General features: G+C 63.1%; 22 protein-coding genes. 10 read left to right on the forward strand and 12 right to left on the reverse strand.

From position 1 onward, the window contains the following. Nucleotides 1-19: 19 nt before the first annotated feature. From VEIS_RS00500 to VEIS_RS00530, 7 genes are all read left to right on the forward strand, one after another. Complete coding sequence (locus VEIS_RS00500; protein WP_011807909.1) at nucleotides 20-1,036, forward strand: AAA family ATPase; 1,017 nt, start codon at nucleotides 20-22, stop codon at nucleotides 1,034-1,036. After that, nucleotides 1,036-3,654 carry a S8 family peptidase gene (locus VEIS_RS00505; RefSeq protein ID WP_011807910.1) on the forward strand — a complete coding sequence of 873 codons (2,619 nt, stop codon included), beginning with the start codon at nucleotides 1,036-1,038 and terminating at the stop codon, nucleotides 3,652-3,654. Before VEIS_RS00500 ends, VEIS_RS00505 begins: the two co-directional genes overlap by 1 nt. Next, a complete protein-coding gene (locus VEIS_RS00510; RefSeq protein WP_011807911.1) occupies nucleotides 3,654-6,869 on the forward strand; it encodes a hypothetical protein in 3,216 nt (1,071 codons plus the stop codon). Before VEIS_RS00505 ends, VEIS_RS00510 begins: the two co-directional genes overlap by 1 nt. After that, entirely contained in the window at nucleotides 6,866-7,366 is a 501-nt protein-coding gene (locus tag VEIS_RS00515; protein ID WP_011807912.1) for a hypothetical protein, read from the forward strand. The genes VEIS_RS00510 and VEIS_RS00515 overlap by 4 nt, the downstream gene beginning before the upstream one ends. Before the next feature lie 11 nt (nucleotides 7,367-7,377). Continuing rightward, nucleotides 7,378-9,369 carry an ATP-binding protein gene (locus VEIS_RS24585; RefSeq protein ID WP_011807913.1) on the forward strand — a complete coding sequence of 664 codons (1,992 nt, stop codon included), beginning with the start codon at nucleotides 7,378-7,380 and terminating at the stop codon, nucleotides 9,367-9,369. After that, nucleotides 9,362-10,393, forward strand: coding sequence for a DEAD/DEAH box helicase (locus VEIS_RS00525; protein ID WP_041950358.1), 1,032 nt, complete (start codon nucleotides 9,362-9,364; stop codon nucleotides 10,391-10,393). Before VEIS_RS24585 ends, VEIS_RS00525 begins: the two co-directional genes overlap by 8 nt. A gap of 62 nt (nucleotides 10,394-10,455) precedes the next feature. Then, on the forward strand, nucleotides 10,456-10,881 hold the full coding sequence (locus VEIS_RS00530; RefSeq protein ID WP_011807915.1) for a DUF3995 domain-containing protein: 426 nt from the start codon (nucleotides 10,456-10,458) through the stop codon (nucleotides 10,879-10,881). A 144-nt stretch (nucleotides 10,882-11,025) separates the two neighbouring features. On the opposite strand, the gene VEIS_RS00535 is transcribed toward VEIS_RS00530, so the two are convergent. Both VEIS_RS00535 and VEIS_RS30090 read right to left on the reverse strand, forming a co-directional pair. Then, nucleotides 11,026-11,277, reverse strand: a complete 252-nt coding sequence (locus tag VEIS_RS00535; protein ID WP_157048334.1) for a hypothetical protein — start codon at nucleotides 11,275-11,277, stop codon at nucleotides 11,026-11,028. A 246-nt stretch (nucleotides 11,278-11,523) separates the two neighbouring features. Further along, the gene (locus VEIS_RS30090) at nucleotides 11,524-11,733 is read right to left on the reverse strand and encodes a hypothetical protein (RefSeq protein WP_232287805.1); all 210 of its coding nucleotides are present in this window, start codon (nucleotides 11,731-11,733) and stop codon (nucleotides 11,524-11,526) included. Here VEIS_RS30090 and VEIS_RS00540 point away from each other — a divergent pair. The 3 genes from VEIS_RS00540 (at nucleotide 11,719) to VEIS_RS00550 (ending at nucleotide 15,104) form a co-directional block, all read left to right on the forward strand. Beyond that, on the forward strand, nucleotides 11,719-12,141 hold the full coding sequence (locus VEIS_RS00540; RefSeq protein WP_232287806.1) for a hypothetical protein: 423 nt from the start codon (nucleotides 11,719-11,721) through the stop codon (nucleotides 12,139-12,141). The genes VEIS_RS30090 and VEIS_RS00540 overlap by 15 nt on opposite strands. Nucleotides 12,142-12,256: 115 nt before the next feature. Further along, entirely contained in the window at nucleotides 12,257-13,744 is a 1,488-nt protein-coding gene (locus tag VEIS_RS00545) for an IS5-like element ISVei5 family transposase (RefSeq protein ID WP_011807917.1), read from the forward strand. A 28-nt stretch (nucleotides 13,745-13,772) separates the two neighbouring features. After that, nucleotides 13,773-15,104 carry a C-terminal helicase domain-containing protein gene (locus VEIS_RS00550; RefSeq protein ID WP_011807918.1) on the forward strand — a complete coding sequence of 444 codons (1,332 nt, stop codon included), beginning with the start codon at nucleotides 13,773-13,775 and terminating at the stop codon, nucleotides 15,102-15,104. A gap of 167 nt (nucleotides 15,105-15,271) precedes the next feature. Here the strand turns inward: VEIS_RS00550 and VEIS_RS00555 are convergent, their stop codons facing one another. From VEIS_RS00555 to VEIS_RS00600, 10 genes are all read right to left on the reverse strand, one after another. Continuing rightward, entirely contained in the window at nucleotides 15,272-16,639 is a 1,368-nt protein-coding gene (locus VEIS_RS00555) for an aldehyde dehydrogenase family protein (RefSeq protein ID WP_011807919.1), read from the reverse strand. A gap of 2 nt (nucleotides 16,640-16,641) precedes the next feature. Next, entirely contained in the window at nucleotides 16,642-17,418 is a 777-nt protein-coding gene (locus tag VEIS_RS00560) for a gamma-glutamyl-gamma-aminobutyrate hydrolase family protein (RefSeq protein ID WP_011807920.1), read from the reverse strand. Nucleotides 17,419-17,420: 2 nt separating this feature from the next. Beyond that, entirely contained in the window at nucleotides 17,421-18,557 is a 1,137-nt protein-coding gene (locus tag VEIS_RS00565; protein WP_011807921.1) for an iron-containing alcohol dehydrogenase, read from the reverse strand. Between the two features lie 15 nt (nucleotides 18,558-18,572). Continuing rightward, entirely contained in the window at nucleotides 18,573-19,949 is a 1,377-nt protein-coding gene (locus tag VEIS_RS00570; protein ID WP_011807922.1) for a glutamine synthetase family protein, read from the reverse strand. 271 nt (nucleotides 19,950-20,220) lie between these two features. Beyond that, complete coding sequence (locus VEIS_RS00575; RefSeq protein WP_011807923.1) at nucleotides 20,221-20,745, reverse strand: carboxymuconolactone decarboxylase family protein; 525 nt, start codon at nucleotides 20,743-20,745, stop codon at nucleotides 20,221-20,223. Nucleotides 20,746-20,820: 75 nt separating this feature from the next. Then, complete coding sequence (locus VEIS_RS00580) at nucleotides 20,821-22,341, reverse strand: ABC transporter substrate-binding protein (RefSeq protein WP_011807924.1); 1,521 nt, start codon at nucleotides 22,339-22,341, stop codon at nucleotides 20,821-20,823. Next, entirely contained in the window at nucleotides 22,338-23,369 is a 1,032-nt protein-coding gene (locus VEIS_RS00585) for an ABC transporter ATP-binding protein (protein WP_011807925.1), read from the reverse strand. Before VEIS_RS00585 ends, VEIS_RS00580 begins: the two co-directional genes overlap by 4 nt. Then, nucleotides 23,366-24,436, reverse strand: coding sequence for an ABC transporter ATP-binding protein (locus tag VEIS_RS00590; protein ID WP_011807926.1), 1,071 nt, complete (start codon nucleotides 24,434-24,436; stop codon nucleotides 23,366-23,368). The genes VEIS_RS00585 and VEIS_RS00590 overlap by 4 nt, the downstream gene beginning before the upstream one ends. Continuing rightward, a complete protein-coding gene (locus tag VEIS_RS00595) occupies nucleotides 24,433-25,290 on the reverse strand; it encodes an ABC transporter permease (protein WP_011807927.1) in 858 nt (285 codons plus the stop codon). Before VEIS_RS00595 ends, VEIS_RS00590 begins: the two co-directional genes overlap by 4 nt. Further along, entirely contained in the window at nucleotides 25,280-26,626 is a 1,347-nt protein-coding gene (locus VEIS_RS00600) for an ABC transporter permease subunit (protein ID WP_232287807.1), read from the reverse strand. Before VEIS_RS00600 ends, VEIS_RS00595 begins: the two co-directional genes overlap by 11 nt. Nucleotides 26,627-26,726: the final 100 nt, after the last annotated feature.

Below are 26,726 nucleotides of genomic sequence, written 5' to 3' on the forward strand. Positions count from 1 at the left end.
TATTTTTTGGCATAAGCTGATGGCACAATCTGATTTATTGGTTGATCTGTTTAAAACCGCGACCAGCGGAGATCAGCTTGCGTTCCGAAAAATCGCCGAAGGGCTGATTCAGGAAGAAAAGCAAAAGGGTCACCGATTGCTGGCGGAGCGGCTGGCCAAAGCGCTTCAAGCCAATGCAACGCCTTTTGCACGGCCTCCGGCGGCGAAGATGAATGGTGGCAGTATGAACAAGGAACTGTTTTACGAGATGACGCCAGAGCGCAATCTGGACAGCCTGATATTGCCCGAGAAGATCAAGACGCAGGTGCGGGAGCTTATTGAAGAACAGCACCGTTCAGAACTACTCCACGCACATAACCTGCACGCGCGAAATCGGGTCTTGCTCGCGGGTCCGCCTGGCAATGGCAAAACGACGCTGGCGGAAGCCTTGGCTTTTGAACTGATGTACCCGCTCATCGTCATTCGTTACGAAACATTGGTGGGCAGCTATCTTGGTGAAACATCGAGCCGATTGAAAAACGTGCTGGATTACGCCAGAACACAGCGTTGCGTATTGTTTTTCGATGAATTCGAGACCCTGGGCAAGGAGCGCGGCGATACGCATGAGACCGGGGAAATCAAAAGGGTCGTGAGCTCTTTGCTGCTGCAACTGGATGCAATGCCTGACTACGTGGTGGTGGTCGCAGCGAGCAATCACCCGGAGCTACTGGACAAGGCCGTCTGGCGGCGTTTTCAACTGCGCATCGAATTGCCCAGGCCAAGCCGTGAGCAGTTGACCATTTGCATTGCGTCCATTGCACAGCGCTGCAATATCAATTTTGGTTACGAACCGGAAACCTTGGCAAAACACCTGTCGGGGTTGAATTTTGCCGAAGTGGAAGAGTTTTGTCTTGGTGTGGTTCGTCGCGCCGTGCTCGACATGAAAACGGAAAACGCCAAGCCGTTGACCCAACTGAAACTTGAGCAGTGGAAAAGCCGTTTCAAATCGGCACATGACAAACCTGCGACAACAGCCAGCAAAGGAATTGATCGCTGATGGAAAACCATTTTCCCTTGCTGGTATTCCCGCAAGCAAGAACCATTGACCCCCCAAAGGGGTCGGGCTTTACACCAAGCAAGCCACATCTTCCCGAACATGACAGGCAGGTGGCGCGTCTCGATGCGCAGCTAGCTTCTCTACAGCAGGATTTTGATCGCTACAAGGCCGATATCAGTGGTTCAGTGGCGGGGCTGGAGCCGGAGACGGTTCTGGTCATCGAAATCGCAGGCCATTTCGACGAATTCAGGCAGGCCGTGGAAGCCATTGGACTGGAATGGCTTGGCGAGTGGGATGTCGATGATATCGAACCAGATGAAGATTTTTTTGAGCAAGACAAAAAAGGTGAAAAAACTGACAAACCGGTAAAGGTGCGTGTGTTTCTATCGTTTGGCAATGAAGCCGGAATGCGGGAGTTGCTGTCGCTATGGGGACATTGGAAAAATAGGCACACACTCCCACGCGGAAAAACAAAATGGCGCGATGTGTTCAATCAGACCTTGCAAATTCGCCGCTGGGGAATGGAAGAGGCGCTGCGCGAGACAGGTATGCTGGATCGCTGGCGAGATTTGCTCGACCCCATCAATCCGGCGCAACCAATCCACTGTCAGATCGAGCTGTTCTATCGCAAATCAGAAGACAGACGCAGGCAGGGCGAGCGCAATGTTGTCGCATTGCTGGAAGCGGCTGCTGGCCGCACATTGAGTAGCTTTATCGACATGCCGGAAATCGCCTTTCATGCGGTCAAGGCCGAATTGCCCGCAGAAAGCATCCGGCAGCTTTTGAACGATCTGGATTCCGAGGCTCACGACACCGACATCCAGATTTTCAAGTTTCACGGCGTCATGTATTTCCGCACCACCGGGCAAAGCCTTGCAGTCACGGAAGACGGCGAAGGCGTTGATACAGAAATAGCCGAAGGGGTAGTTAACCTGCCCCCCATCGCAGCCATTCTCGATGGTGCGCCCAATGTGCAGCATCAGGCACTGAAGGGGCGATTGTTGCCGGACGACCCGGACAATCTTTCTGCGCAGTACCAACCGGGTGAAAGAAAGCACGGCACGGCAATGGCGTCTCTGGTGGTGCATGGAGAAATGGCGGGCGGCCAATCCGATCCGTTGCCGCGTCTGGTGTATGTACTGCCCATCATGCAGCCAGACCCTCACTCCATGAACCGGAGCGAGCATGTTCCCGATGAGATTTTCTTCGAGGATCGCATTGCGCGTGCGGTCAGGCGGATGTTTGAAGGCGAAGGCACAACGCCCGCACAAGCACCCGGTATTTGCATCATCAATCTCTCCATCGGCGACCCGGCACGCCCTTTCATTCACACGCCCAGCCCTTGGGCAAGGCTGCTGGATTGGCTGTCGTGGAAGTACCGTGTGCTTTTCTGCGTAAGCGCCGGAAACTATCCAGATGCCATCGACATTGCTTTGTCTGGGCCGGAATATCTGGCCTTGACCGACACCAAAAAGGTCGAGCATGTGCTTAAGTGCATTCAGACCCAGTTGTCCGGGCGGCGAATCCTGTCTCCTGCAGAATCCATCAATGCCATCACGATCGGCGCAACCCACTCTGACAACGGTGGAAACTATTACCAAGGGCAGCGCACAGACTTGCTACCCAGCGCATCGTTGTTTAGCCCTGCTGCGCGGCTTGGGCATGGGTTTCGCCGTTCCATCAAGCCGGAAATACTCCTCCCAGGGGGGCGGCAACTTTATCGCACCCCAGTGCTGGATAGCCAAACCATCTATCAACTGGATGGCGGGCTTGCTGCGCCGGGCCAGCAAGTCGCCTGGGACAGCAATCAGGCTGGTGCTTTGTCGCAAACCGCCCATACACGCGGCACCAGCAACGCCACAGCCCTTGCCACGCGCAGCGCGGCACGCATTTATGAAGTACTCGATGCACTGCGCGCGGAGCACGGAGAGAACATTCCGCAAGAGCTGATTTCCGTACTCATCAAGGCGCTGCTGGTGCATGGCGCAAAGCACGATAATGATGCCCGCAAAGCAATCATCTCAGCACTCAAACCGCCTGCGCACCAATCCAAAGAAGTCACAGGCCGCTATCTCGGGTACGGTGCCGTCGATATTGAACGGGTTCTGGCCTGCACCGAGCAGCGCGGCACGGTGTTGGGTTGTGGCGAAATTCATGAAAATGAAATCCATGAATATCGGCTGCCGCTTCCTCCCGGTCTTGCCAGTTGTCGGGTTTGGCGTCGCATGGTGGTGACCTTGGCATGGTTTACTCCCATCAACCCAAACCATCGATATTTGCGCGAGGCCAAACTCGAACTTTCGCCCTCTGGCGGCTGGGAGGATTCGCAACTCAAACTTGAACCCCAAGAGGCAGACCGTCACCAAGTCTTGCGCGGCACAGTGCAGCATGAGGTGCGTGAAGGTGAGAAAAAAATCGCAGCTTATCAGGATGGCGACAGCATATTGCTGCAAGTGACCTGCAAAAAAGATGCGACAGCCAAACTCGACCACGCCATTCCTTACGGCCTGGCCGTCACTCTGGAAGTGGCCGAAGGTATTCCCATCCCCATTTATGAACAACTCCGCACCAGACTTCAGGCGCGATTGGCGGTAGGCGCTGCCGGAGGAACACGCTAATGGCCACCAAAAAAGAACAACTGGCGCAAGAAGTCGCCAAGATCGTTGGCGCTGGCAAGGCGGTGGCCATGGAAACTGTCGATTTCAACGACCCGAACCGTCCCAAGACCTGTCTGGAGGTAGATTTCCCCATCTTGCCGGTCAACCAGGTGGCGATCATCGAAGGCAATGCGGGCAAGCCCATCTACCAGATGTCGAAATGGTGGGCGCGGCGGCGCTCCAGCGTGTTTCGCTCAATGTTGATTGCGGCGGCGACCAAGGCGCCCGAAGACAAATCCCATGCGGCCAGGCTGGTGTGGGACAACTACTACGCCAACCACCAGAAGAAAGGCGCGTTCAAGCACCTGAAGGTGGCGGACATCTTCATGGGCGGCGGCACCACGCTGGTGGAAGGCTCGCGCCTCGGGATGCAGATGATCGGCAACGACCTGAACCCGGTCGCGTGGTTCGTGGTCAAGCAGGAGCTGGCCGATGTCGATCTGGAGGAGGTCAGAAAGCTGCTCGCCGACATCGAGGCCGAGGTCAAGCCGCAGATCATGCCGTACTACTGCTGCGACGGCCCCAACGGTGAAACAGGCCGGTGGACGCATCTGCCGAGCAAGCAGGCGATGCCCGCCGGCTTCGACCCGCTGGCCATTCCGCGCCAGGAGCGCAAGGATTACGGCTACGAAGGTCCGGAGATCATCTACACCTTCTGGGCCAAGCATGGCCCCTGTCAGGTGACCGGCTGCGGCCACCGCACGCCGATCATGAGCAGCCCGGTGATGGCGGTGAAATCGATCAGCGTCAAGCACTGGGAACATGCGTGCAGCCAGTGCGGCGGTGATTTCCACGTTGAAGAAAATGCGGCACGCATGGCGCCCGATGTGCCGCTGTATGTCGCGCCGGGCGAATATCCGCATTCGACGCTGGACCCCGTGCGCGGCGCGCTGTGCCCGCACTGCGGCCACGCGGAAATGATCAAGCTCGGCAAGGGCAAGAACAAGAAGGTGGAACTAAGCCTGCTGGTGCATCCGCAGTGGCTGGCCGGTTCGCCCAGGCAGAACGCGAGCGGCCAGCCCTACGGCGGGTCGGCGCAGGACGATGCGGCCGCGACCACGCGCTGGGATCAGGCGCGCGCCGGGAAGATTCGGCTGTTGGAGGTGCGCGGGGCGCTGCCCGATGCCGTGACCTGCCCGGAGACCGGCGCCACGTTCGCGCCAGAAAAAGGCACGGTGCCGAAAAAGTCGCACTACGCCTGTGGCGCCTGCGGCACGGTGCAGGATGTGTTGAGCACCATCGAGGCCACCGGCAAGACCGGGCCGATGGCGGCCTACGCGGTGCAGGGCCATGCGCCCAAGCGCGATGCAGAAGGCATGCCGTACCGCGGGCGCTTCTTCGCCGCTTACGACGTGGAGCACGCCCGGCAGTACGACGCCGCGCTCGTGGAATGGGATGCGCGCAAAAATGGTGACCTGAAGGACTATTGGCCGCGATCTGCTGTGCCCTTTGGCTTCATGACCGGCATCGCCAATGGCGATATCCGCGAGGGCCACGGCTTCACGCACTGGTGGACGATGTTCAACCCGCGCCAGTTGCTGGTTCACGCGCAACTGCTCAAGGCCGTCACGACTGCCGGGGACTACGACTGGAAGGTGCGAGAGTTTGTACTCGGAGCATTTCAGCAGTACTTGCGGAACCAAAGTCTGTTCACGCTCTGGAATGTGCAAGGCGACAAACTGGAGCCCCAGTTCGCAAACAACAATTACCACCCCAAGTCCACGGTTGTCGAAAACTGCGTTTTCCCATCGCTTGGTCGCGGCAATTGGGCCTCGTGCATCGAGGGCATCAATGAAGGCCGCGAGTGGGCGGCACAACCGTGGGAAGCGGTCAGCATTGAGAGCCTCAAGCGTCGTGACCCTGCGCTGGCGGAGCAGTTGGCTGGCAAGAGCGAAAAGGTCATGCCAGGTGACCCGGTGCGAGGTGCCGCCGTGCTTCAAGGCTCATCGACCGACCTTGCCCAGATTGGCAGCGCCAGCCTCGATCTGGTCATCACCGATCCGCCCTTCGGCGGCCTGCTGCACTACTCGGAACTGTCCGATTTCTTCTACGTCTGGCTGCGCCTCGCGTTGAAGGAAAAATACCCGGATTACTTCGGCGCTGAATACACGCCCAAGTCGCTGGAGGCCGTCGCCAACCGCGCCCGCGAGCCGGAAGACCCGGATGGCTTCTACCAGCGCCTTCTCACCCAGTGCTGGCGCGAAGCGCATCGCCTGCTCAAGCCCGGCGGCATCCTCGCATTCACCTTTCACCACAGCGAAGACGAGCCGTGGGTGGCGGTGCTGGAGTCTCTCTTTGACGCGGGTTACTACCTCGAAGCGACCTACCCGATTCGCTCCGACGAAACCAAGGGCGAAGGTGAGTTCGGTTCCAAGACCATCGAGTACGACATCATCCATGTCTGCCGCAAGCGCACAGAAGAACCCAAGCCCGTCAGTTGGGGCCGGATGCGCCGCGAGGTGATGGCCGATGTGCGCCAGTTGCAGGCGATGCTGGAGAACCACGCCAAGGAAGGCTTGCCCGCCGCAGACATTCAGGTGATCCGGCGCGGCAAGGCGCTGGAATATTTCTCGCGCCACTATGGCAAGGTGTTTGTGGACGAGGGCCGGGCGATATCGGTCAAGGATGCCTTGGTCGGCATCAACCAACTCATCGACGACGATGCCGACAAGGGCAAGGAGGCGCCGCCAGTCAACGCCGAGCCGATGACGCGCCAGTTCCTGCGCACCTTCGGCACCGCCACCGAGATAAAGCGCGATCAGTTGCAAAAATTCCTCAAAGGCTCGATCACCACGCCGGATGAATTCGTGCAGCGCGGCTGGTGCGCGGAAAAGAACAAGCTGTTCACCCGCACCGAGCCGCTGGAGTTTGCACGCGAGTGGTCGGGCCGGCATCGTCGCAAACTGACCTCCGACCTGGATCAGGCGCTGGTGCTGATCGGCGCGTGCATCGATGGCAGCGGCATCAATGCTTCGGACACGCTGAAGAACGGCCACTTCAAGCCGCATGTCGCGCTCAAACCGCTGCTGGAATGGCTGCACCGCAATGGCCCGGATCAGCCCACCCGCAATGCGGCTGCGCGCGCGGTGTCGATCTACACCGCATGGCACGCCAGCCAGGCGCACCGGTCCGTGCAGGGTTCCTTGTTCGATGGCGATGGGGAGTACGAAGCATGAGGCAATTGCTGGACACGGTGTGGCAGCGGCGCGGCACCAGTTGGCTGTGGGATGAGGTGGCGCGCAACCAGATTTGCACGGCCAGCCAGGTGTGGAGCCTGCGCCAGTTCCTGCGCGCCGCAGACAACTGGCCGGACGATCTGCCCAGCAATGACAACCAGACCCTGGTGGTCGCCGGGCTGGATGGCAGCCTCGATCTGCTGGCCCCGGCTGATGCCGAGGCGTGGCTGGGCGATGTGATCAAGCCTGCCGTGCTGTCGTTTCAGGACGGGTACCAGGGCGAAGCGGCCTTGGTGTTCTGGCTGCCCATGGGCGACAAGCGCCTCGATGTGCAGAAATCTACCGACGCGGTGAACTGGCTGTGCGCCGCGCCACATGGCCAGAGCCGGCTCGATTTCAGTCGCATCCTGTGGGGCGAGGCCAACGAGTATCCGCAGGAGATTTTGTTGCGCGACGGCGGCAAGTCTGCGGGTCTGTTTCATCTGCGAATTACATGAGGGTTGACGTTGTGTCTTCCATACTTCCCATCAACGTCGATGATTTGCTGCGTCTGCAAGGCGTTGAGTCAGCGCGCGTCGAGTTCAAGGCATCTTGGGATGAGAAAACCACGGGCTCCCAGATCATTCGGACAATCTGCGCATTTGCAAACGACTTCCAGAACTTGAACGGCGGTTACATCGTCCTTGGTGTTGCTGAACAGGACGGTGCCGCCGTCCTTCCTGCCAAAGGACTTTCTGAAAAAGAGATTGAAGACGCCCAGAAATGGATACGGGGACGCTGTAACGTCATCGATCCGGTATATCAGCCGGTACTCTCGCCAGAAATCCATGAAGGGCAGCGGATTCTGGTGATCTGGGCGCCCGGCAGCCAAGCACGACCACATCAGGCACCAGAGTCTGTCGAAAAAGGTGCGTCCCGGAAGTTCTACATCCGGCTGGGATCGGAAACGGTGGATGCCGACAGGCAGCCAGAGTTGAAAACCCAGCTCATGCAACTGACGGCGCGCGTGCCTTTTGATGACCGGCGTGCGTTGCAGGCCAGCGTGCTTGATATTCGTGAAACCAAGGTGCGTGAGTTTTTGAATGACATCGGTAGTGGTTTGGTGGATGAAGCCGACACCAAGACGCTTTACCGGGCGCTGCGTATTGCAGACCCCGTGAATGGGCATGATGCCCCACGCAATGTCGGGTTACTGTTTTTCAGCCAGAACCCTGAACAGTGGTTTCCCGGTGCGCGGATAGAGGTCGTGCAGTTCGCGGGAGACTCCAGTGGCAACACGCTGGAAGAAAAGGTGTTCAGCAAGCGGCCTGTTCAGGAGCAGCTTCGGGAGTGCCTTGCCTATCTGGAGGGTTTGTCTGTCCGCATGATCCAGAAACTGCCTGGGCGAACCCAGGCGGGCCATTGGGTCAGCTACCCATCGTTGGCTTTGCGCGAAGCTTTGGTGAATGCCGTCTATCACCGTTCGTATGAAGGCGTTCAGGAGCCGGTCAAGGTCTATCTCTATCCAGACCGGATGGAGATCATCAGCTATCCGGGGCCTGTACCGGGCGTTGAAATCAAGCATTTGGATGGCTCTGCGCCTTTGCCACCCGTACCCGCACGTAATCGCCGTATCGGGGAACTGCTGAAAGAGTTGCGGCTGGCTGAGGGGCGCGGCACAGGCATCCCCAAGGTCAGGCGAACGATGGAACAGAATGGTTCCCCGCCACCCCGGTTCGATTTCGATGAGGCGAGGAGTTACTTCCGCGTCACACTGCCGGTGCATCCAGAGTATCAAGCGATTCTTGCGCTTCAGGATGTCGCGCATTTGCGAGCTGTCGGCGATGTCCAGGGGACGCTACAGCGCCTGCAGGAGGCATACAAGGCCAATCCCGCCACGCTGGGTGTGGCGGTTGAATTGGCGAAGGAGTTGGTTTCCAAGGGAGATGTTCATGGCGCAGAAAATATCCACCAGCAGTTCAAGGCCAGCGCCCCAGCAGCAAACTCTGCGTCGCTGATAACACTCATTGCTTCGGCGTGGCTTGATGCAGGTAAGCAGAAGGAGGCAGTTTCTTGGCTTAACAAACTGCCGCTACTGGATGCTATTGGCGATGCCTTTGAGGCAGCGATACAGGAGAAACGCGCAGGTAGGTTTGAAAAAGCGCATCGCTATTTCCAGTTAGCCGGAGATGCTGTTCTTCAGGATGTGAAGGCGCTTCACGAGTTCGCTCAAGTCAAAATGAAACTCGCGGATAAAGCTAGACCACGGCATCGTTCGGAGAGCCGGGTTGCGTACACCAAGCTGCTGGATGAGGCCAGGGAAATGTTGCAGCGTGTAGTGCAGATGAATGCTCCTCGTGCACGCCATGCATGGGCTTGGTATGACTTGGGGCGTGTGCTTCGCTGGAGCAAAGCAGCCTTGCCGGAAGTTCGCCGTGCCTTCGAGAAAGCTGTAGAGAACGACCCCCATGAGGACAGATTCTCGCGGGCGTTGAAGGAGTTGGATGATCGCAATGGCTGAAATTGAAGCCGAAAGCGCCCTCCAACCCGGCGAGCGCATCACCCACCACGAGTACGGCCAGGGCGTCGTGCTCGATCCAGCGCGTGACGGCTACCTGCGTGCATTCTTCAGCGTCGGCGAACGCCGGGTGCCGGTTGGCTCGGTGCAGCGCCAGCTTTCCCGCACCGAGCGCATCCTGCGCGCCGTGGCTGGCGGCGCGGATCGCGGGCGCAAAGCGTGGCTGTCCTGCGAAGCGCATGCGCTGCCGGTGGTGGAGAGCGCCTCGGCGCTGACCTCGGCCAGGATCGATCTGCTGCCGCATCAGGTGGTGCTGACGCACCGCATCGCTACCGCCTCGCCCCGGCACTACCTGATCGCCGACGAGGTGGGCTTGGGCAAGACCATCGAAACCGCGCTGATTTTGCGCGAGCTGGTCAGCCGGGGGGAATTGAAGCGCGCACTGATGGTGGTGCCTGCCGGGCTGGTGAACAACTGGCACCGGGAATTGAACGCGGTGTTCCATCTCGATTTCGAGGTGTTCGGCTCCGAAGGCGACATCACCGACCGCAAGACGAATGCCTTCGCCAGGCACGACCGGCTGATCGCCAGCATCGACACGCTCAAGCGCCCGGCGCGCATCAGGCGGCTGCTGGACGCGCCGCGCTGGGATCTGGTGGTGTTCGACGAGGCCCACCATCTGGCTGCCTACCGCACCGGCGGCAAGGTCAGAAAGACCGAGAACTACAAACTGGCCGAGGCGCTCAAGGGCCACTCACGCGACCTGATACTGCTGTCGGCCACGCCACACCAGGGCAATCACTTCCAGTTCTGGATGCTGGCGCAGTTGCTCAATCCGGCCTTGTTCGGCAGCCCCGAGGAGATGGTGGAAAACCGCCACCGCCTGAACACGGTGATGTTGCGCCGCACCAAGGCCGATGCCTGCCGACCCGATGGCTCGCCGCTGTTCGCGCGGCGCTGGGTGCACACGGAATCCTTTCTGATGGGCCCACAGGAGCGGCTGTTCTACGAGAAGCTGCGGGAATGAATGACGCCAAACCGCATCGGCGAAAAACGAATAATGCGGTTGTGCGCCTTAAATTATAACTTATGAAACTGACCGCGGGATTTATTGCCGGCGCAACGCTTGTGCCCCTTGCGCTTATTCATTTTTACTGGGCATTTGGAGGGGCTTGGGGAAAGGATTCGGCAATCCCTTCCGATAGGAAAGGCGTAAAACTGTTTCAGCCGGGGTTGCCGGCTTGCCTGTTGACGGGGTTACTCCTGCTGTTGTGCGCGGTCAATATTTTCATGGGCGCAGGCATCATGCCCATGCTCTTTGTTTCCCCACCGACGGTAATCCTCGGGCTTTGGGCAACAACGCTGATATTTGTCTTGCGGGCAATCGGGGATTTTAAATATATCGGCTTTTTCAAAAGCATTAACGATACGGAATTTGGCAGGAGGGACTCTTTGTTTTTTTCTCCTTTGTGTCTTTTCTTAGCCATTTTATGTTTGGCAATGGCAATGGCTTAACCCGCCATTGAATTAGGGTTGAACAGCGGTTCAGTCGGCAATCACAAGAGTAAATTTGGATTGAAGCGCCTTATAAAAAGGAGTCCATTTTTGAACAAGTCTTAGCGCGGACAAGTCGTGAGGTGAAACGGAGAGAAGCAATTCTCAGGGCTTTTTGCCATAAAAATAATCAGGCAGTCCTACGGTTTTTAAAATATGGTTTGCCCTGTCCACTTTTTCTTTAAACAGCGGTTGCTCATCGTAGTTGTTGTTGTCCAAGGCTGGATTGTATCTGAAACCTTTGGGAAGGTTTTCAAAGCCTTTGGGGAGTTTTTTTCGGCGCTGTTTTTTCTTGGTCTTCATAATTGAAAATTTAGTCGTTAAGCATTGTGCGACAAAATTAGCAAACTCTTTCATGTCGGCAAATGGTCGGCAAGCCCCGCGCATAACGGGCGTCTCTCATTCGCTATTTGCTCCCGCGGGAGATACCAGGGACATGAAGGGCATGGAACGCCGAGTACACGGGCAACCCCATTAACCATTGCTAAGGCTTCGCTTTCGTCAAAAACTCCAGAGGGATTTAATATTTATAGAAAACAAAGCGCCACATTATTAGAAGCGCGACCCCAAAGGGGGCATATAGGAGAAACATGGCTTCGAAGTTCAGCCGTTAGTCCAAGAAGTCAATGCCGTTGCGGCATAAAGCGGATTTTCTTGCCGCATCTGGCCGATGGCTTCGATCTCGCCCGTCGGCAGGGCCATCAGGGGCGCGCACTGGGCTTTTTGATGGCGATTTTCCAGAAGATCGCGGCGTCGAGCTTTGCCGCCGTGCGGCGCACGCTGAAGCGCCGTTTGCTGATGCTGACGCTGCACGAGGCGCTCCTGCGCGACAAAGACCTGGACATCGAGGGCCGCGAACGCTTGACCAGCCAGGCCAGGGATTTGATCCACGAGGAGTTCGGCCTGCCACGCGACAACATCGGGCGCAGCGAGGTGGAGCGCGTGCTCGCCGACCTCAGGCACCAGTTGATCAGGAAACTGGATGAGGATGCGCTGGAGATGGCCTCGGACCCCCACGGCAGCGAATACGTCGCGGTGCGCGCAGAGGAGGCTGCCGGCGCCGTCGTGGCACTCCATCTGCCCGAAGAGCGCCTGCGCATAGGCGCGTTGCTGAAGGTCTTTCCGCAGCAACGCGAAACCAAGACGCAGAAGTTGCTCGACGGCCTGGGAACCCTGTGGCGGCAAAATCCAAACGAAAAGATCGTCGTGTTCGCCACCTAGTCGGCCCTGCAAATTCTCTGCGACCCGCATGAATGCTGGATTTTTGACTCTTTGTGGTCCACCGAATCTCCCAGGATTCGTTGAACAGGCAGCTGATTCCTGAGAGATTTGCGCAATGCCCGAGCCCACCGACACGGCTGATTTCTTCCGCTCCCGTCTGGCCGAGATGATCGACTTGCGCCACCCGCTGGCGGTGCTGGCGAGCCGTCTTCCCTGGACGCAGATCGAAGCGGCACTGGCACCTTATTTCGCGCGTCGGGTCCGTGCCGGTCGAGTTCTGGAACACGACGATCTCTTCGGCCCTTCGCTCCAGGTCGCGGGCGCCGGTGTCGCCGCCGCGGGCCGCCCGCGTCTTCCCCTGCGCCTCATGGCCAGCCTGCTGTATCTGAAGCACGTCTACAAGCTCAGCGACGAGGAACTGGTCGAGCGCTGGGCCGAGAACGTGCAGTGGCAGTTCTTCAGCGGCATGACCTTCTACGAGCCACGCCTGCCCTGCGACGCCACCCAGATCGGGCGCTTCCGCTCGATCCTGGGCGAGGCCGGTGTCGAGGAACTCCTGAAGGCCACCATCGACACTGCGGTGGCCTCCAAGGCGATCAAGCCGGCCGAGTTCGAGCGCGTGATCGTGGATACCACCGTCCAGGAGAAGGCCATCGCCCACCCCGTGGACTCCCGCCTGCTGGAGATCGCCCGCGCCAAGGTGGTGGCTGCCGCCAAGCGCGCGGGCATCGCGCTGAAGCAGACCTTCGCCAAGGAAGGCAAGAACCTGCGCCGCAGGGCTGGCGGCTACGCCCACGCCAAGCAGTTCAAGCGCTTGAAGAAGGTGCTCAAGCGCCAGCGCACGGTACTGGGTATCGTGCTGCGCGAAGTGCAGCGCAAGCTTTGCAAGTTGCCTGCGACATCGGTGCCTGCCGTCGATCGCTTGCGCGCACTGATGGGCCGCGCCGAGCGCATTCGCACCCAGCGCCCGAAGGACAAGAACAAACTCTATGCATTGCACGCGCCCGAAGTTGAGTGCATCGGCAAGGGGAAGGCGCGCCGGCCTTACGAGTTTGGCGTGAAGGTCAGCGTGGCCGTCACGCACAAGCAGGGGCTGGTGGTCGGTGCGCGCAGCTTCACGGGCAACCCGTATGACGGCCACACGCTGGCCGAGCAACTCGAGCAGGTCAAGATCCTGACGGAGGACACGGGCGCCAGCCCGAAGCAGGCAGTGGTGGACCTGGGGTTCCGGGGCGTGGACGCAGCCAATCCGGGCATCCAGATCATTCATCGGGGGCGCTTCAAGTCCTTGACCGATGCCCAGCGCCGCTGGCTCAAGCGAAGGCAGGCGGTGGAGCCCACCATCGGACACCTGAAGCACGACAACGGGATGGATCGGTGCTGGCTGCAGGGTGCCACCGGTGACGCGCTGCATGCAGTGCTGTGTGCGGCGGGCTACAACATCCGCTGGCTGCTGCGCGCCATCATGCGCCTCGGGCTCAAGGGCCTTTTATTGCGCCTGATCGCCTTGCTGCGCACGCTCATCGGCGTCCCCCACTTCTTCGCATCCAACGAAATCACGCCATCACGCGCCGCCGCGCGGTTCGCTGCGATAGCGAAATGAATTTCGCAGGCCCGACTACCTCGGCACGGTGGATTTGATTGCCCGCGAGATCGACCAGACCTTCCCCGGCCAGGGCGTGGAGGTGTTGCGCGGCGGCGACCACGGAGCGAAGGTGGCGGCGGAGCGCCGGTTTCGCCAGAAGGATGGTCCGCGTGTGCTGATTTGCACCGCTGCGGGCCGCGAGGGCATCAACCTTCAGTTTGCGCGCATCCTGTTCAACTTCGACCTGCCGTGGAACCCGATGGACGTGGAGCAGCGCATCGGGCGCATTCACCGCTACGGGCAAAACCACACGGCACAGGTTTACAACTTCGTGTTGTCGGACACCATCGAGGGCCGCATCTTCCTGATGCTGGACGAGAAGTTGGTCGAGATCGCCAGGACGGTCGGCAAGGTCGACGATCGAGGCAAGGTCGCAGAGGACCTGCGGGCACAGATTCTTGTTTACAACTTCGTGTTGTCGGACACCATCGAGGGCCGCATCTTCCTGATGCTGGACGAGAAGTTGGTCGAGATCGCCAGGACGGTCGGCAAGGTCGACGATCGAGGCAAGGTCGCAGAGGACCTGCGGGCACAGATTCTTGGCCAGTTGTCCGAGCGGCTGAACTACGCCCGCTTGTATCAGGAAGCGCTTTCCGACCCCGAACTCCAGCGCACCCGGGTCGAGTTGGAAGCAGCCCTGTCCAATTCCCGCGAAGCGCGGCAAGTGGTGTTCGATCTGTTCCAGGACCTCGAAGGCTTCAGCCTCGATGACTACAAGCCCTTCTCCGATGTCTCGTCCAGCCTCGATCGTCTGGTGCGATTTCTCTGCGCTGCGGTCATGCAGCGCCAGCAGAAGCTGCTCAAGGTGGATGAACAAACCTACGACCTCATGACGGCCGATGGCGCGCGCCGTGCGCGCTTCACCCTGAACCGCGACAGCGCCACGAACCAGGATGATCTGGAACTGTTGGGTTTGGATCACCCCTTGGTGCAAGAGGAGTTGGGGCGCTGGCGCAGCGTGCCGCCGGAGGACATCGGCATCGCCGTTGCGGGCGATGTCGAGGAGCCTGTGCTGCTGTCGCTCTGGATGGTCGAGACATCCGCAGGCAACGGCGAGCGCCGCGTGGTCGTGCAGCCCATTGCCATCGAGCACGATGGCACGAGAGTGCCGGCCGTCGAGCGCCGCTGCGAGCGGTATTTGCAGGCCCCGGCAAGCGCGCCGAGGCTCGCGCCCGAACAGCGGCTGGCGCTGTTTGCGCAAGCCGTGGAGCCGGCGCTCCAGCGGGAGCTCCAGCAGAAGGGCGCAGTCAATGGCGACGGCAGTTATTCGGCTGAATTGATTGCTTATGCCGAGATAAATTCTGACGGGCGGGGGTGAAAATTTTGACCAGCGGATGCGTGCGATGCCGAGCAGATACGCCTCACGCTTGACTCAAACAGCCCGGACTGCCTGACGATGTAGCCCGTAGCCCGCCGGCTTCTTCCGCTCGTCGATCCCCCCTTCGTCGACAAGACGCCGCATCCGGCCCATCCGGCGCACACCGGCTACACGCGCCTCAAATGCCAAGCCTTGGGCCGGGTAAAGGTTTGAATCCCATAGCGCGACAAGGTGAGGCCGACGCCCGAATCACCCACCCCGCTCCAAGGCAGGCGCGGGCTGACGCGGTCGCAGCAGTTCCAGTAGACGCTGCCGGCATCGATCTGCGCCAGCAGCGCGCGGGCGCGCGCTGCGTCGGGCGTGTAGACGCCGGCGGTCAAGCCGTAGCGGGTGTCGTTCATCAGCCGCAGGGCCTCGGCGTCATCGCTGACACGCTGGATGCCGATGATGGGGCCGAAGCTCTCCTCGCGCATCAGCGCCATGCGGTGGTCCACCTCGATCAACACCGTCGGCTCGAACCAATTTCCGGGGCCGCTCAAGCGCTTGCCGCCGGTGAGCAGGCGCGCGCCCTTGGCCAGCGCGTCGTCCACCTGCGCTTGCAGCACAGCCAACTGAGGCGCGCGCGTGATGGCGCCGATGTAGCTGCTGTCTTGCAGCGGGTCGCCCAGTTTGAAGCTGCGCACGGTCTCGACGAAGGCATGGACGAAGCTGTCGTGAATGGCTTCATGCACATAGATGCGTTCCACCGAACAACAGCTTTGGCCGGTGTTGTACATCGCGCCGTCGGCGAGTGCGGCTGCGGCGGTCTGCGGGTCGGCGTCTGCGCAGACGTAGCTGGGGTCTTTGCCGCCCAACTCCAGTTGCAGTTTGACCAGGCGCGGCGCCAGGGTCTGGGCGATGCGCTGGCCCGTGGCGTGCGAGCCGGTGAAAAATACGCCGTCCAGGTCTTGATCGAGCAGCGCGCTGCCCACGTCTGCCGCACCGATCAGACAGGCCAGCAGGTCTTTGGGCACGCCGGCTTCGTGCCACAGCCGGGTCATGGCCAGGCCCGTCAGTGCGGCAAATTCGGATGGCTTGTAGAGCACCGCATTGCCCGTCAGCAGGGCTGGAATGAGCACATTGCTGCCGACGAACCAGGGGTAGTTCCAGGCCGAGATGTTGGCGATCAGGCCCAGCGGGACATGCTCGATTTGCTCTTGCGTGGTGGCGTCGTCGAACACGGTTTCGCTGGCGATGCTGGCCGCCGTTTCGGCGCTGAAAAAGTCGATGCGCGCCAGCAGGCCGTTCAACTCGTTGCGTGACATGGTGATCGGCTTGCCGGTCTCTTGCGTCATGGTGCGCGCCAGCGACTCCAGCTCGCGCACCACGCCAGCCCGAAAGCGGCCCACGCAGGCCAGCCGCTCCTGCAGCGCAACGCGCGCCCACGCCGTTTGCGCGGCACGCGCCAAGCGGCTCTTGGCGGCAACGCTGGCGGCGTCGTCGGCAGGCAAGATGGCGAGGATCTCGCCGGTGGCCGGGTTGTGGATGGAAAGCATGCTCATGTTTTTTGGCGCGCGGCGGCGCTGAGGAAGTCGGTGAGCAACGCGCTGTCGTCGATCACGCCGTACTCGGGTTTGTGGAATTCGGGATGCCATTGCACCGCCGCGACCCAGGGGCCGCCGCGCGCGCAGCCCTGGTGCCGGATGGCCTCGATGATGCCGCCCTCGGGGCAGCGCGCTTCGACGACAAAGCCTTGGGCCAGCGCTTTGATGGCCTGGTGGTGCACGCTGTTGACGCGGCCTGGCTGCGGCAGCAATTCGGACAAACGCGATTGCGGCTCGATGTGCAGCCCGTGAAACAGCCGGTCATAGGCTTGCATGTCCTGGTGCCGCAGGGTGCTGGCGGTTTGGCTGCTGATGTCCTGGTACAGGCTGCCGCCGAAGGCCACGTTGATCAATTGCAGGCCCCGGCATATGCCGAATGCCGGCTTGCCCGCTGCGACAAAGGCTTTGAGCAGCGCGATTTCGTAGTCGTCGCGCAGCTTGTCGCCGGCCCATTCGGGGCGCAGTGGCTGCTCGCCGTAGTTGCCCGGCCAGAGGTCGGCGCCGCCGTGCATGACGACGCCATCGAGCCATTGCGCGTAGTCGGCCAGCGTCACGTCGCCGCGCGCGGTGTCCCCTGTGGGGCTGGGAATCAGCACCGGCATCGCGCCGCCCGCCATGATCCAGTGCGCGACCGACTGCTCCAGATAGTGCAAGGTCTTGCTGGCAAACGCGCGGCGCCCAGGGTCGGGATGGAACAAGCAGGCACTGACGCCGATTTTCAGACGTTCCATGGCTACATCGCCTGCGCGAACAGCCGCTCGAAATCGGCCTGGCTGCAAGGGCGCACATTGGTTCGATGGCAAATGTCCTGGCTGGCGACCTCGACCAGGCGCGGCAACTGGCTCGGCTGGACATGGTGGGCGGCCAGCCCGCCGCTGATGCCGATGCGGGCCTTGAGCGCTTTGAGCCAGGGCGCAAAGGCCGCGCCGCCGCCGTCGATCCGGCACGCCTGGGCGAGCCGCTCGAACTTGTCCGGCGCGGCCTCCAGGTTCCAGGCCATGACGGTATCCAGCATCAGCGCATTGGCCAGGCCGTGGTGCAGGTCGCAGACCGCGCCCAGCGCGTGCGCGCACGAGTGCACGGCGCCCAGGTCTTTCTGGAAGGCGATGGCGCCCATCATGGAGGCCATCATCATGTCGCTGCGCGCCTGCAAATCGCCCGGTTCTTTGACTGCGGTGTACAACGCAGCGGCAGCGATGCGTGTGCCCTCCAGCGCAATGCCGTCGCACAGCGGATGGTAGGCCGGAGACAGGTAGCTCTCGACATTGTGGGTCAGCGCGTCGATGCCGGTGGCCGCCGTCACCCGGGGCGGCAGGGACAGCGTCAATTCGGGGTCGGCAAACACGCAGCGCGCCAGGATTTTGGGGCTGAACACCACGCGCTTGAGGTGCGATTCGTTTTCGCTGATGACCGACGAGCGCCCGACCTCCGAGCCGGTGCCCGCCGTGGTGGGCAAGGCGACAAAATAGGGCAGGGGATGAACGATGGCGCGCACCTGCGGGTGGTCCCACACATATTCGAGGATGTCGCCCTCATGGCTGGCGGCCAGCCCCACCACCTTGGCCACATCCAGCGCCGCGCCGCCGCCAAAACCGATCACGCAGTCCGCCTGGTGCTGCCGGTAGGCCTGCGCCCCGGCCATGACCTGGGCGCAGGTCGGGTTGCCAAACACGCCGCAAAACAGCGCCACCTGCAGCCCTGACAAATGGGTTTGAAATTCAGCCAGCACGGGCAGCGCGGCGAGCGCCCCGTCGGTGACGATCAGCGGCCGGCGCAGGCCCTGCTCCAGCAGATGCCGGGCCACATGCTTGCGCGCGCCGGGGCCGAATCGAATCGGGGTGGGAAAAGAAAAGCCATGCAGTGGGTCCATCGATTGATCTCCTCGTCAGACGATCTCAAGGTAACGCTTCAATTCCCAATCGGTAACGCCGTCGAGCCACTGGCGCCATTCCCATTCGCGCGTGGCGGCAAAGTGCTCGACGAAGGCGTCGCCCAGCCAGTCATGCGCCACGCGGGAATGTTGCAGAACGCGCGTGGTCTCGATCAAGGTGCGCGGCGCGCGCGCGACATTTTCTGCGCCCTGGTTGGTGCCGGTGATCGGCGGCGCGCTCAGCTTGAGCCCCTGTTCCACGCCGTGCAGACCGGCGGCAATCACCGCAGCCAGCGCCAGATAGGGATTGATATCGGCGCCCGGGCAGCGGGTCTCCAGCCTGGTGGCCTTGGGGCTGCCGGCAATCACGCGGAAGCTGGCCGTGCGGTTGTCCATGCCCCAACTGGGTTTGACCGGCGCCCAAAAGCCATCGACCAGGCGCTTGTAGCTGTTGATGGTGGGCCAGAACAGCGGCGCGAATTCCATCAAAAAGCCGATCTGGCCAGCCAGGTAGCTTTCAAACAGCGGACTCATCTTGCGCTCTGACGAGGCATCGAAAAACAGATTGCGCTGGCCGTCCGACAGGCTTTGGTGGATATGTCCGGAGCAGCCGGGCAGCGCCTGATTCCACTTGGCCATGAAACTCGGCATGATGCCGAAGCGCTTGCCGATTTCGCGCGCGCCGGTCTTGAACAAAATGGCGCGGTCGGCCTGCGCCAAGGCCTCGCTGAAGCTGATCGCCGCTTCATAGACGCCCGGGCCTGTCTCGGTGTGCAAGCCCTCGATGGGCACGTCGAAGGCGGCCATCTCGTCCATCAAGGCGTTGAAAAAGCCCGGGTTGTCGGCCATGCGCAGCAGCGAATAGCCAAACATGCCCGGCGTGATCGGCTCTGGCCCCACCCCTTGCTTGGCAGCCCAGCTTTGCGCGCTCTCTTTGAAGTTGAACCACTCGAATTCCATGCCGGCGAGCACGGTAAAGCCCAGTTTTTCGGCGCGCTTGAGCACGCGCTTCAAGGTTTGGCGCGGGCACAGTGCATGCGGGCTGCCGTCGGGGTTGACGAATTCGCCGAGAAAAAACGGCACCTGCCGATCCCAGGGCACCTGGCGCGCGGTGCCCGGATCGATGCGCACCAGCGCGTCCGGGTAGCCATGCTGCCAGCCGGTCAGCCGGGTGTTGTCGTAGCAATGGTCATGCGCATCCCAGCCCAGTACCACGTCGCAAAAGCTGAAGCCGGACTCGGCTGCGCTTTTGAATTTGTCACGGTGCAGATACTTGCCGCGCAAAATGCCATCGACATCACTGACTGCCACCTTGACCTTGGTGCTGCCCGATTCGAGCGCGGCGGCCACGGCGGGATGAAGCGGCGGGTGCGCCATCGAGCTATCGTTCATCAAAGTTCTCCATGTCGCCGTGCCGACGCCAAGCCATGCGATGCGGCATTGGCGGCTGCGATCGCCCGGCCATCGACGGCGCAAGGCCAGGCGGCTCCGTGCCAGTTCGGGTTCGTGGTCTTTGCGCCCGTTTCTTCGAGCACCGGCACCCAAGGCCAGCAGGCCGACCGATTGTAGGTCAGCCTCCGGCAGCCAAATCGCGGCGGCCCGCCTCGGGCCAGGCCCCGGTGGCGCCAAGCGCAGGCGAAAACGGCGCTTTGACGCAGCAAGGCTACCCGACGGCCCCCGGCGGCTCGATATCGACCTCGAAGTTCTCCAGAAAGCGGCTGACCAGCATGTAAAAGCCGATGACCAGCACCAACTCGGCGACCTGTCCATGCGGCAGCCGCGCGCACAGCGCCTCGAACATCGCGTCAGGGGCCTTCACATGCAGCACGACCTGGTCGGTGAACTCCAGCACCAGCGTCTCGGTGGCATCGAGCGCAGAGCGGTCGGCGTCCTTGCCGAGCGCGTCGATCTTGTCGTCGGACAGTCCGACGCGGCGTGCCACGCGCCGGTGCTGGTGCACCTCGTAGCTGGCGCCGCACAGGATGCCGGTGCGCAAGATGGCGATCTCGCGCAGCTTCGCGTCGAGCGTGTTCTCGCGCAAGATGGCACTGCCCAGCGCCAGAAAGCCCTCGGCCGTCTTGCCCGCATGCGCCAGCATCCGATAGAGGTTCAGCGGCGGCCGCGCCGCGATCAGCCGGGTGTAGGACTCGGGCGCCTGGCTCAGGTCGTAGTAGGGAATGCGGGCCATGGGTCGCTTTCGAAGGTTCGTTGTCCAATCCACGCGCTGCGCGTGCTCACTGTCCGATCCACACGCTGCGCGTGCTCACTGCCCGATCCACACGCTGCGCGTGCGGATGATGCTATTGGTTATGGGGCCCAGGTTCCTGACCTTCGGGCTGGCTATCGCGTAGTAGGTGACCCGGATCGGAATCAGTTGGTAGGCTTCATCGGACACGATCTGCGCGATGTCGCAGTACAGCGCCTTGCGCCTGGCCTGGTCAGGCTCGGCGCGCGCCTTGCCCAGGAGGGCGTCGATCCTGGCGGTGTCGTGCCGGCTCACCGGGGTGCCGTTTTCGCCGCCGAAGTAATAGGCCAGCGCCCCATCGGGTTCGCCGGTGATGTCGCCAAAGCGCCAGACACCCATCTGGTAGTCGCCGCTCAGGCCAACGCGCACGTTCTGGCTTTGCTCGGTCAACCGGATATCGACCTCCATGCCAGCTTCCTTGGCGAACTGCTGCACCATGCCGGCCTGGCGCCGGCCGGTCGGCGTGTTCGTGGACACCAGTTGGAATTTGACCGGTTTGCCGACCTCGGCAAGCAACGCGCGCGCCTTCGCCAGGTCGTGGCTGCGCCAGTTCAGCCGGGGGCAGAACCACGGCGAGTTCGGGCCGAACAGGTCGGTGGTGGCCACCGTGGTGCCGAGAAAGAAGGTGTCGAGCATGGCCTTGGCGTTGAATGCGTGCACCACCGCTGCGCGCACGCGCTGGTCGTTGAAAGGCTCTTTGGCGGCGTTGAAATTCCATGAGATCGCGCCCGAGCCCTGGTACTCGTGCACCTTGATCTGCGGGTTTTTCCTGGCGTCGAGCACATGGCTTGCGGTGTCCATGCGGCCGATGTCGACCTGGCCCGACTTGATGCTCTGGTAGCGCGTGTTGGCATCGGGCAGCACGCGATAGATCAGGCGCTCGAGGTAGGGCAGTTGCGGCTCCCAGTAATGGGGGTTGCGCTCCATCACGATGCGGTCGCCGGCCTGCCATTCCTTGAAGATGAAAGGCCCGGTGCCGATGGGCTTGCGGTGAAAGCCCTCGGGGTCGTTCTTCAGCGCCGCCGGCGAGCCGATGAAGTTCACCAGGTTTTCGGCTGCGAGCGCCGATTGCAGCGCCACCCAGGGTTGCCGCAGGACGAAGCGCACGCTCATCTCATCGACCTTCTCGACGGTCTTCAGGGGCGCGATCGGGGACAGATTGATGCCCGTCCCGGGCGCGAGCAGCCAGGCGTAATGGGCCACCACTGCGTCGGCGTTGAACGGCGTGCCGTCGTGGAATGTCACGCCGGGCCGCAGTCGGACCGTCGCGCTCAGGCGGTCCGGGGCCTCGGCATAGTCCAGCCCCAGGCGCGGCACGATTTGCGCGCCTTCAAAGACGAACAGCGTCTCCAGCACCGAGGACGCGGGCGCGAGGGTGTTCTGGTTGAAGATTCTGGCCTTGGCCGGGTTGAAGCCGCTGAACTCGGCCTCCATGCCGATGGTGAGCGTGCCGCCCCTTTTTTGCGCCTGGGCAGCGGGCGCGAGCAGGGCCAGGCTCAGCAGGCAGCAGGCGGCGGCGGGCAGGTGCAAGGTGGTCATGGAGCGATGTCCTCGGGTTGGAAAAAGGCGCTGGCGTTGGCCGCAGGCCGGGCCACCGAATACGGGAAATGGCAGGCCACCTGGCGCCCGTCGGCGAGCGCCGTCAACGCAGGCTCGGCCGCAGCGCAGAGCGCCTGCGCGCCCGGGCAACGGGTGCGAAAGCGGCAACCCGTGGGCAGCGACAGCGGCGACGGCATCTCGCCCTGGAGCGCCACGCGCCGCGGCGGCACGGCCGGGTCGGCGTGCAGCACCGCGCTGAGCAGCGCTACGGTGTAGGGGTGGGCGGGGTGCTCCAGCAGGTGCTGCGCGTCGCCGGCTTCGCAGATGCGCCCGAGGTACATCACCGCGATGCAGTCGGCCACGTTGCGCACCACCGCCAGGTCATGCGAGATGAACAACATGCTCAGGCCCAGGCGCTGGCGCAGTTCGCCCAGCAGGTTCAGCACCTGCGCGCGGACCGACACGTCGAGCGCCGACACCGGCTCGTCGCAGACCAGCAGCACGGGGTCGAGGATCAGCGCCCGCGCAATCGAGATGCGCTGGCACTGGCCGCCCGAGAACTCGTGCGGATAGCGCCCCAGCATCTGCTGGCTGTCCAGCCCCACGATGTCCAGCGTCGCGCGGATGCGGCGCTCGCTTTCGCTCTTGTCGAACAGGCCGTTCACCTTCAGCGGGAACTCCAGGATCTGGCGCACCGTGCGCTGCGGGTTGAGCGAGGAGATCGGGTCCTGGAAGATCATCTGAAAGCGGCGCCGCAGGCGCTTGAGCGCATCGCCGCCGAGCGGCCCCAGCGCCTGCCCTTCGAGCCGGATCACGCCGCCGGCCGTTGGCACGAGCTGCATCACCGCCTTGGCGACCGATGACTTGCCGCAGCCCGATTCGCCGACCAACGCCAGCGTCTGGCCGCGCCCGATCGCAAAGCTCAGCCGTTCGACGGCGCGCATCTGCTGCCCGCCCGTGAGCGCGTAGACCACATCCAGGTCGCGCACATCGAGCACCGGGGGCGCCGGGGATGCCTGTGGCCTCATGCCGCGATCTCCAGCGGGTGCCAGCACCGGACGGCATGAGCGCCGCCCGGCCGCCCGAAGGCGCTCATGCCCGTCGAAAGCGGAGTACTCCAGTGCGCGCCCTCGGCGCAGGCTACGGACTCGAGGCCGGGCTGCGCGGCCTCGCACTGCATCGTGCGGCGGTCGCAGCGCGGCGCGTAGCGGCATCCGCCGGCGAGCGCGCGCACCACGGGCGGGCGCCCGGCAATGCTGTGCAGCAGCGCGTGCGGCGGATCGTCCAGGCGCGCAATCGCGCGCAGCAGGTCCCGCGTGTAGGGCATGCGCGGCTGGCGCAACAGCGCCGCCGTCGGCGCCTGCTCGACGATCTGGCCGGCATACATCACGGCGATGTCGTCGGCGTAGCCGGCCGCAACGCCCAGGTCGTGCGTGACCAGGATCATGGCCATCTGGCGCCCGCGCTGCAGGCCGCGCAGCAGGTCGAGTATCTCGGCCTGCACGGTCACATCGAGCGCGGTGGTGGGCTCGTCGGCAATCAGCAACTCGGGCTCGCAGGCCACTGCCATCGCGATCACCACGCGCTGGCGCATGCCGCCGGACAGTTGGTGCGGCAACTGTGCCATGCGCCGTTCGGGCGAACCGATGCCGACCTGCGCCAGCAGGCCGGTGGCGCGCTCCTGCGCGGCCTGCCGGCTCAGCCGCAGGTGCAGTTGCAGCCCTTCGGCAAGCTGCACGCCAATGGGCCGCACCGGGTTCAGGGCCGTCATCGGGTCTTGGAACACCATCGCGATGCGCCGGCCGCGCACGGCCTGCATCGCACTGCGCTCCAGGCGCAGCAGATCCTGCGCGCCGAAAAATATCTGCGCCTCGGGCGCGGTCTGCGCCGCCGGGCCGAGCAGCCGCAGGATCGAGCACGCCAACACCGATTTGCCCGAGCCTGATTCGCCAACGATGGCCAGCGTGCGCGCGCGCTCCACATCCAGCGAGACATCGGTCAGCGCATGCAGCGGCCCCTGCGCGGTCTGGAACTGAACGCCCAGGTGGCGCACGCGCAGCAGCGCAGCGTCGTGGAGCCGGGTCTGGCGGTTCATGCCAGACCCGGCGAGCGGCGCTGGCGCAGGCCGTCGCCCAACAGGTTCAGGCTCAGCACGGTCAGGAACATCGCGGCCGCCGGAATCAGGCTGACATGGGGCACGCGCTCGAGCGATTCGCGCCCGTCGGCGATCATGCCGCCCCAACTCGGTGTCGGCGGCGGCACGCCCACGCCCAGAAAACTCAGCGAGCCTTCGGCAACGATCATCACCGAGGTGATGGTCAGCGCGTAGGTCAGCAGGGACAGGGCCATGTTCGGCAGGATCTCGCGCAGCATGATCTGCCAATCGCTGGCCCCTGCGGTGCGCGCGGCCAGCACGAACTCGCGGCCGATCAACGGCAATGCGTTGGCGCGGGCGATGCGCGCAAAGGCCGGTATCGACATCACGCCGAGCGCCAGCGCCACGTTGTGCACCGAGGGGCCGAGCACCACCGTCAGGCCGAGCGCGAACACCAGGCTCGGAAAGGCCAGCATCGCGTCGAGCAGCGCCAGGATGGCCGTGCGCAGCACGCCGCCGTAGTAGGCCGCGAGCAAGCCGAGCGCCGAGCCGAAAACCAGCCCGATCAGCGGCGCCACCGAGCACACGATCAGCGAGACCCGCGCGCCATGCGCCAGGCGCGCGAAGATGTCGCGGCCATCGAGGTCCAGGCCCAGCAGATGCGCCGTGCCCGGGCCTTGCCCTGCGGCCGCGAAGTCCATGTCGGTGGGCGAGGGCAGCGGCAGCCAGTCGGCCGCAAGCGCAAGAAACAGCACCCCGAGCAGCCACGCGCATGGCAGCCCCAGGCGCAGCAGCGCGCGCGCGCGGGGCTTGCCGCGCCACCAGCGCCCCGGCGCGCACCATTCAGCGCGCATGTCGCACCCCGACCCGGGGGTCGAGCAGCGCGTAGACCGCGTCGACGACCAGGTTGACAGCCACGAAGGCCACGCCGATGAACAGCACCAGGCCCTGCAAGGTAACGAAGTCGCGCTGCGTGATGGCCTCGATCAACAGCCGGCCCAGACCGGGCAACGCGAACAGCGTCTCGATGATCACCGCGCCGCCGATCAGATGGCCGACATTGATGCCCAGCACGGTGATCAGGCTGAACGACGAGGGCCGCAGCGCGTGGCGGAGCAGTATCTGGCGCTCCGACAGGCCCTTGGCGCGCGCCACGGTGATGTATGGCGCGCGCAAGGTGCTGGCAATGTCGCTGCGCAGCAGGCGCAGGTAGATCGGCGCCTCCACCAGCGCCAGCGTCGCTGCGGGCAGGGCCAGCGAGTGGATGCTGGCCAGCGGCTCGGCGCCGAACGGCACATAGCCGGTGGCAGGAAACCAGCGCAGCCAGATGGCGAACAGCAAGATCAGCAGCAGCCCCAGCACGAAATGCGGCACCGCCAGCACGCCGAAGGCGCCGCCCGAGAGCCAGCGGTCGACCCGGCGGCCCGCATTGCTGCCAGCCCAGATGCCCAGCGGCAGCGCGATCAGCAGCGCCAACACCTGCGCCAGCAGCATCAGCAGGATCGACACCGGCAGCCGGTGCGTGATGGCGGCGCTGACCGATTCACCGCTCAGCGGCGACCGGCCCAGGTCACCCTGCAGTGCGTTGCCGAGCCAGCCCAGAAAGCGCAGGTGCATCGGCAGGTCCAGCCCCAGCGCATGCTGCAGGCGCGCGATCTCCTCGGGGCGGGCGTTGTCGCTGAGCATCGCATCGACCACCGAGCCGGGCAGCAGTTCCAGCATCGAAAAGGTGGCCACGCTCAGCAGCGCAAGCACGATCAGCACATGGCCTGCGCGGCCGAGCAGACCCCGGAGCGTGGCGCGCAACGGCGCCATCGCGGACGCGCCCACCGGGGTGCCTTCGCCTCCGGCTGCGGTATGAGCGCCTTCGGGCGGCCGTGCGGCGCGCACCGGGGTGCCTTCGCCTTCGGCTGCGGCATGAGCGCCTTCGGGCGACCGTGCGGCGCGCACTGGGGTGCCTTCGCCTTCGGCTGCGGTATGAGCGCCTTCGGGCGGCCGGGCGGCGCGCACCGGGGTGCCTTCGCCTTCGGCTACGGTATGAGCGCCTTCGGGCGGCCGGGCGGCGCGCACCGGGGTGCCTTCGCCTCCGGCTGCGGTATGAGCGCCTTCGGGCGGCCGGGCGGCGCGCACTGGAATACCTTCGCCTTCGGCTGCGGTATGAGCGCCTTCGGGCGGCCGTGCGGCGCTCATGCTGCTGGCCTAGGCCGACGCATGAATCGTTTCATGGCCATGCCGAAAGAAAGGCGCGGCGGCGCGTGGCGGGGCGGCTCCAAGGCGGGTCTCCGGTCGG

Origin of the sequence: Verminephrobacter eiseniae EF01-2 (assembly GCF_000015565.1) — a bacterium.
In the GTDB taxonomy this organism is placed as follows: domain Bacteria; phylum Pseudomonadota; class Gammaproteobacteria; order Burkholderiales; family Burkholderiaceae_C; genus Acidovorax; species Acidovorax eiseniae.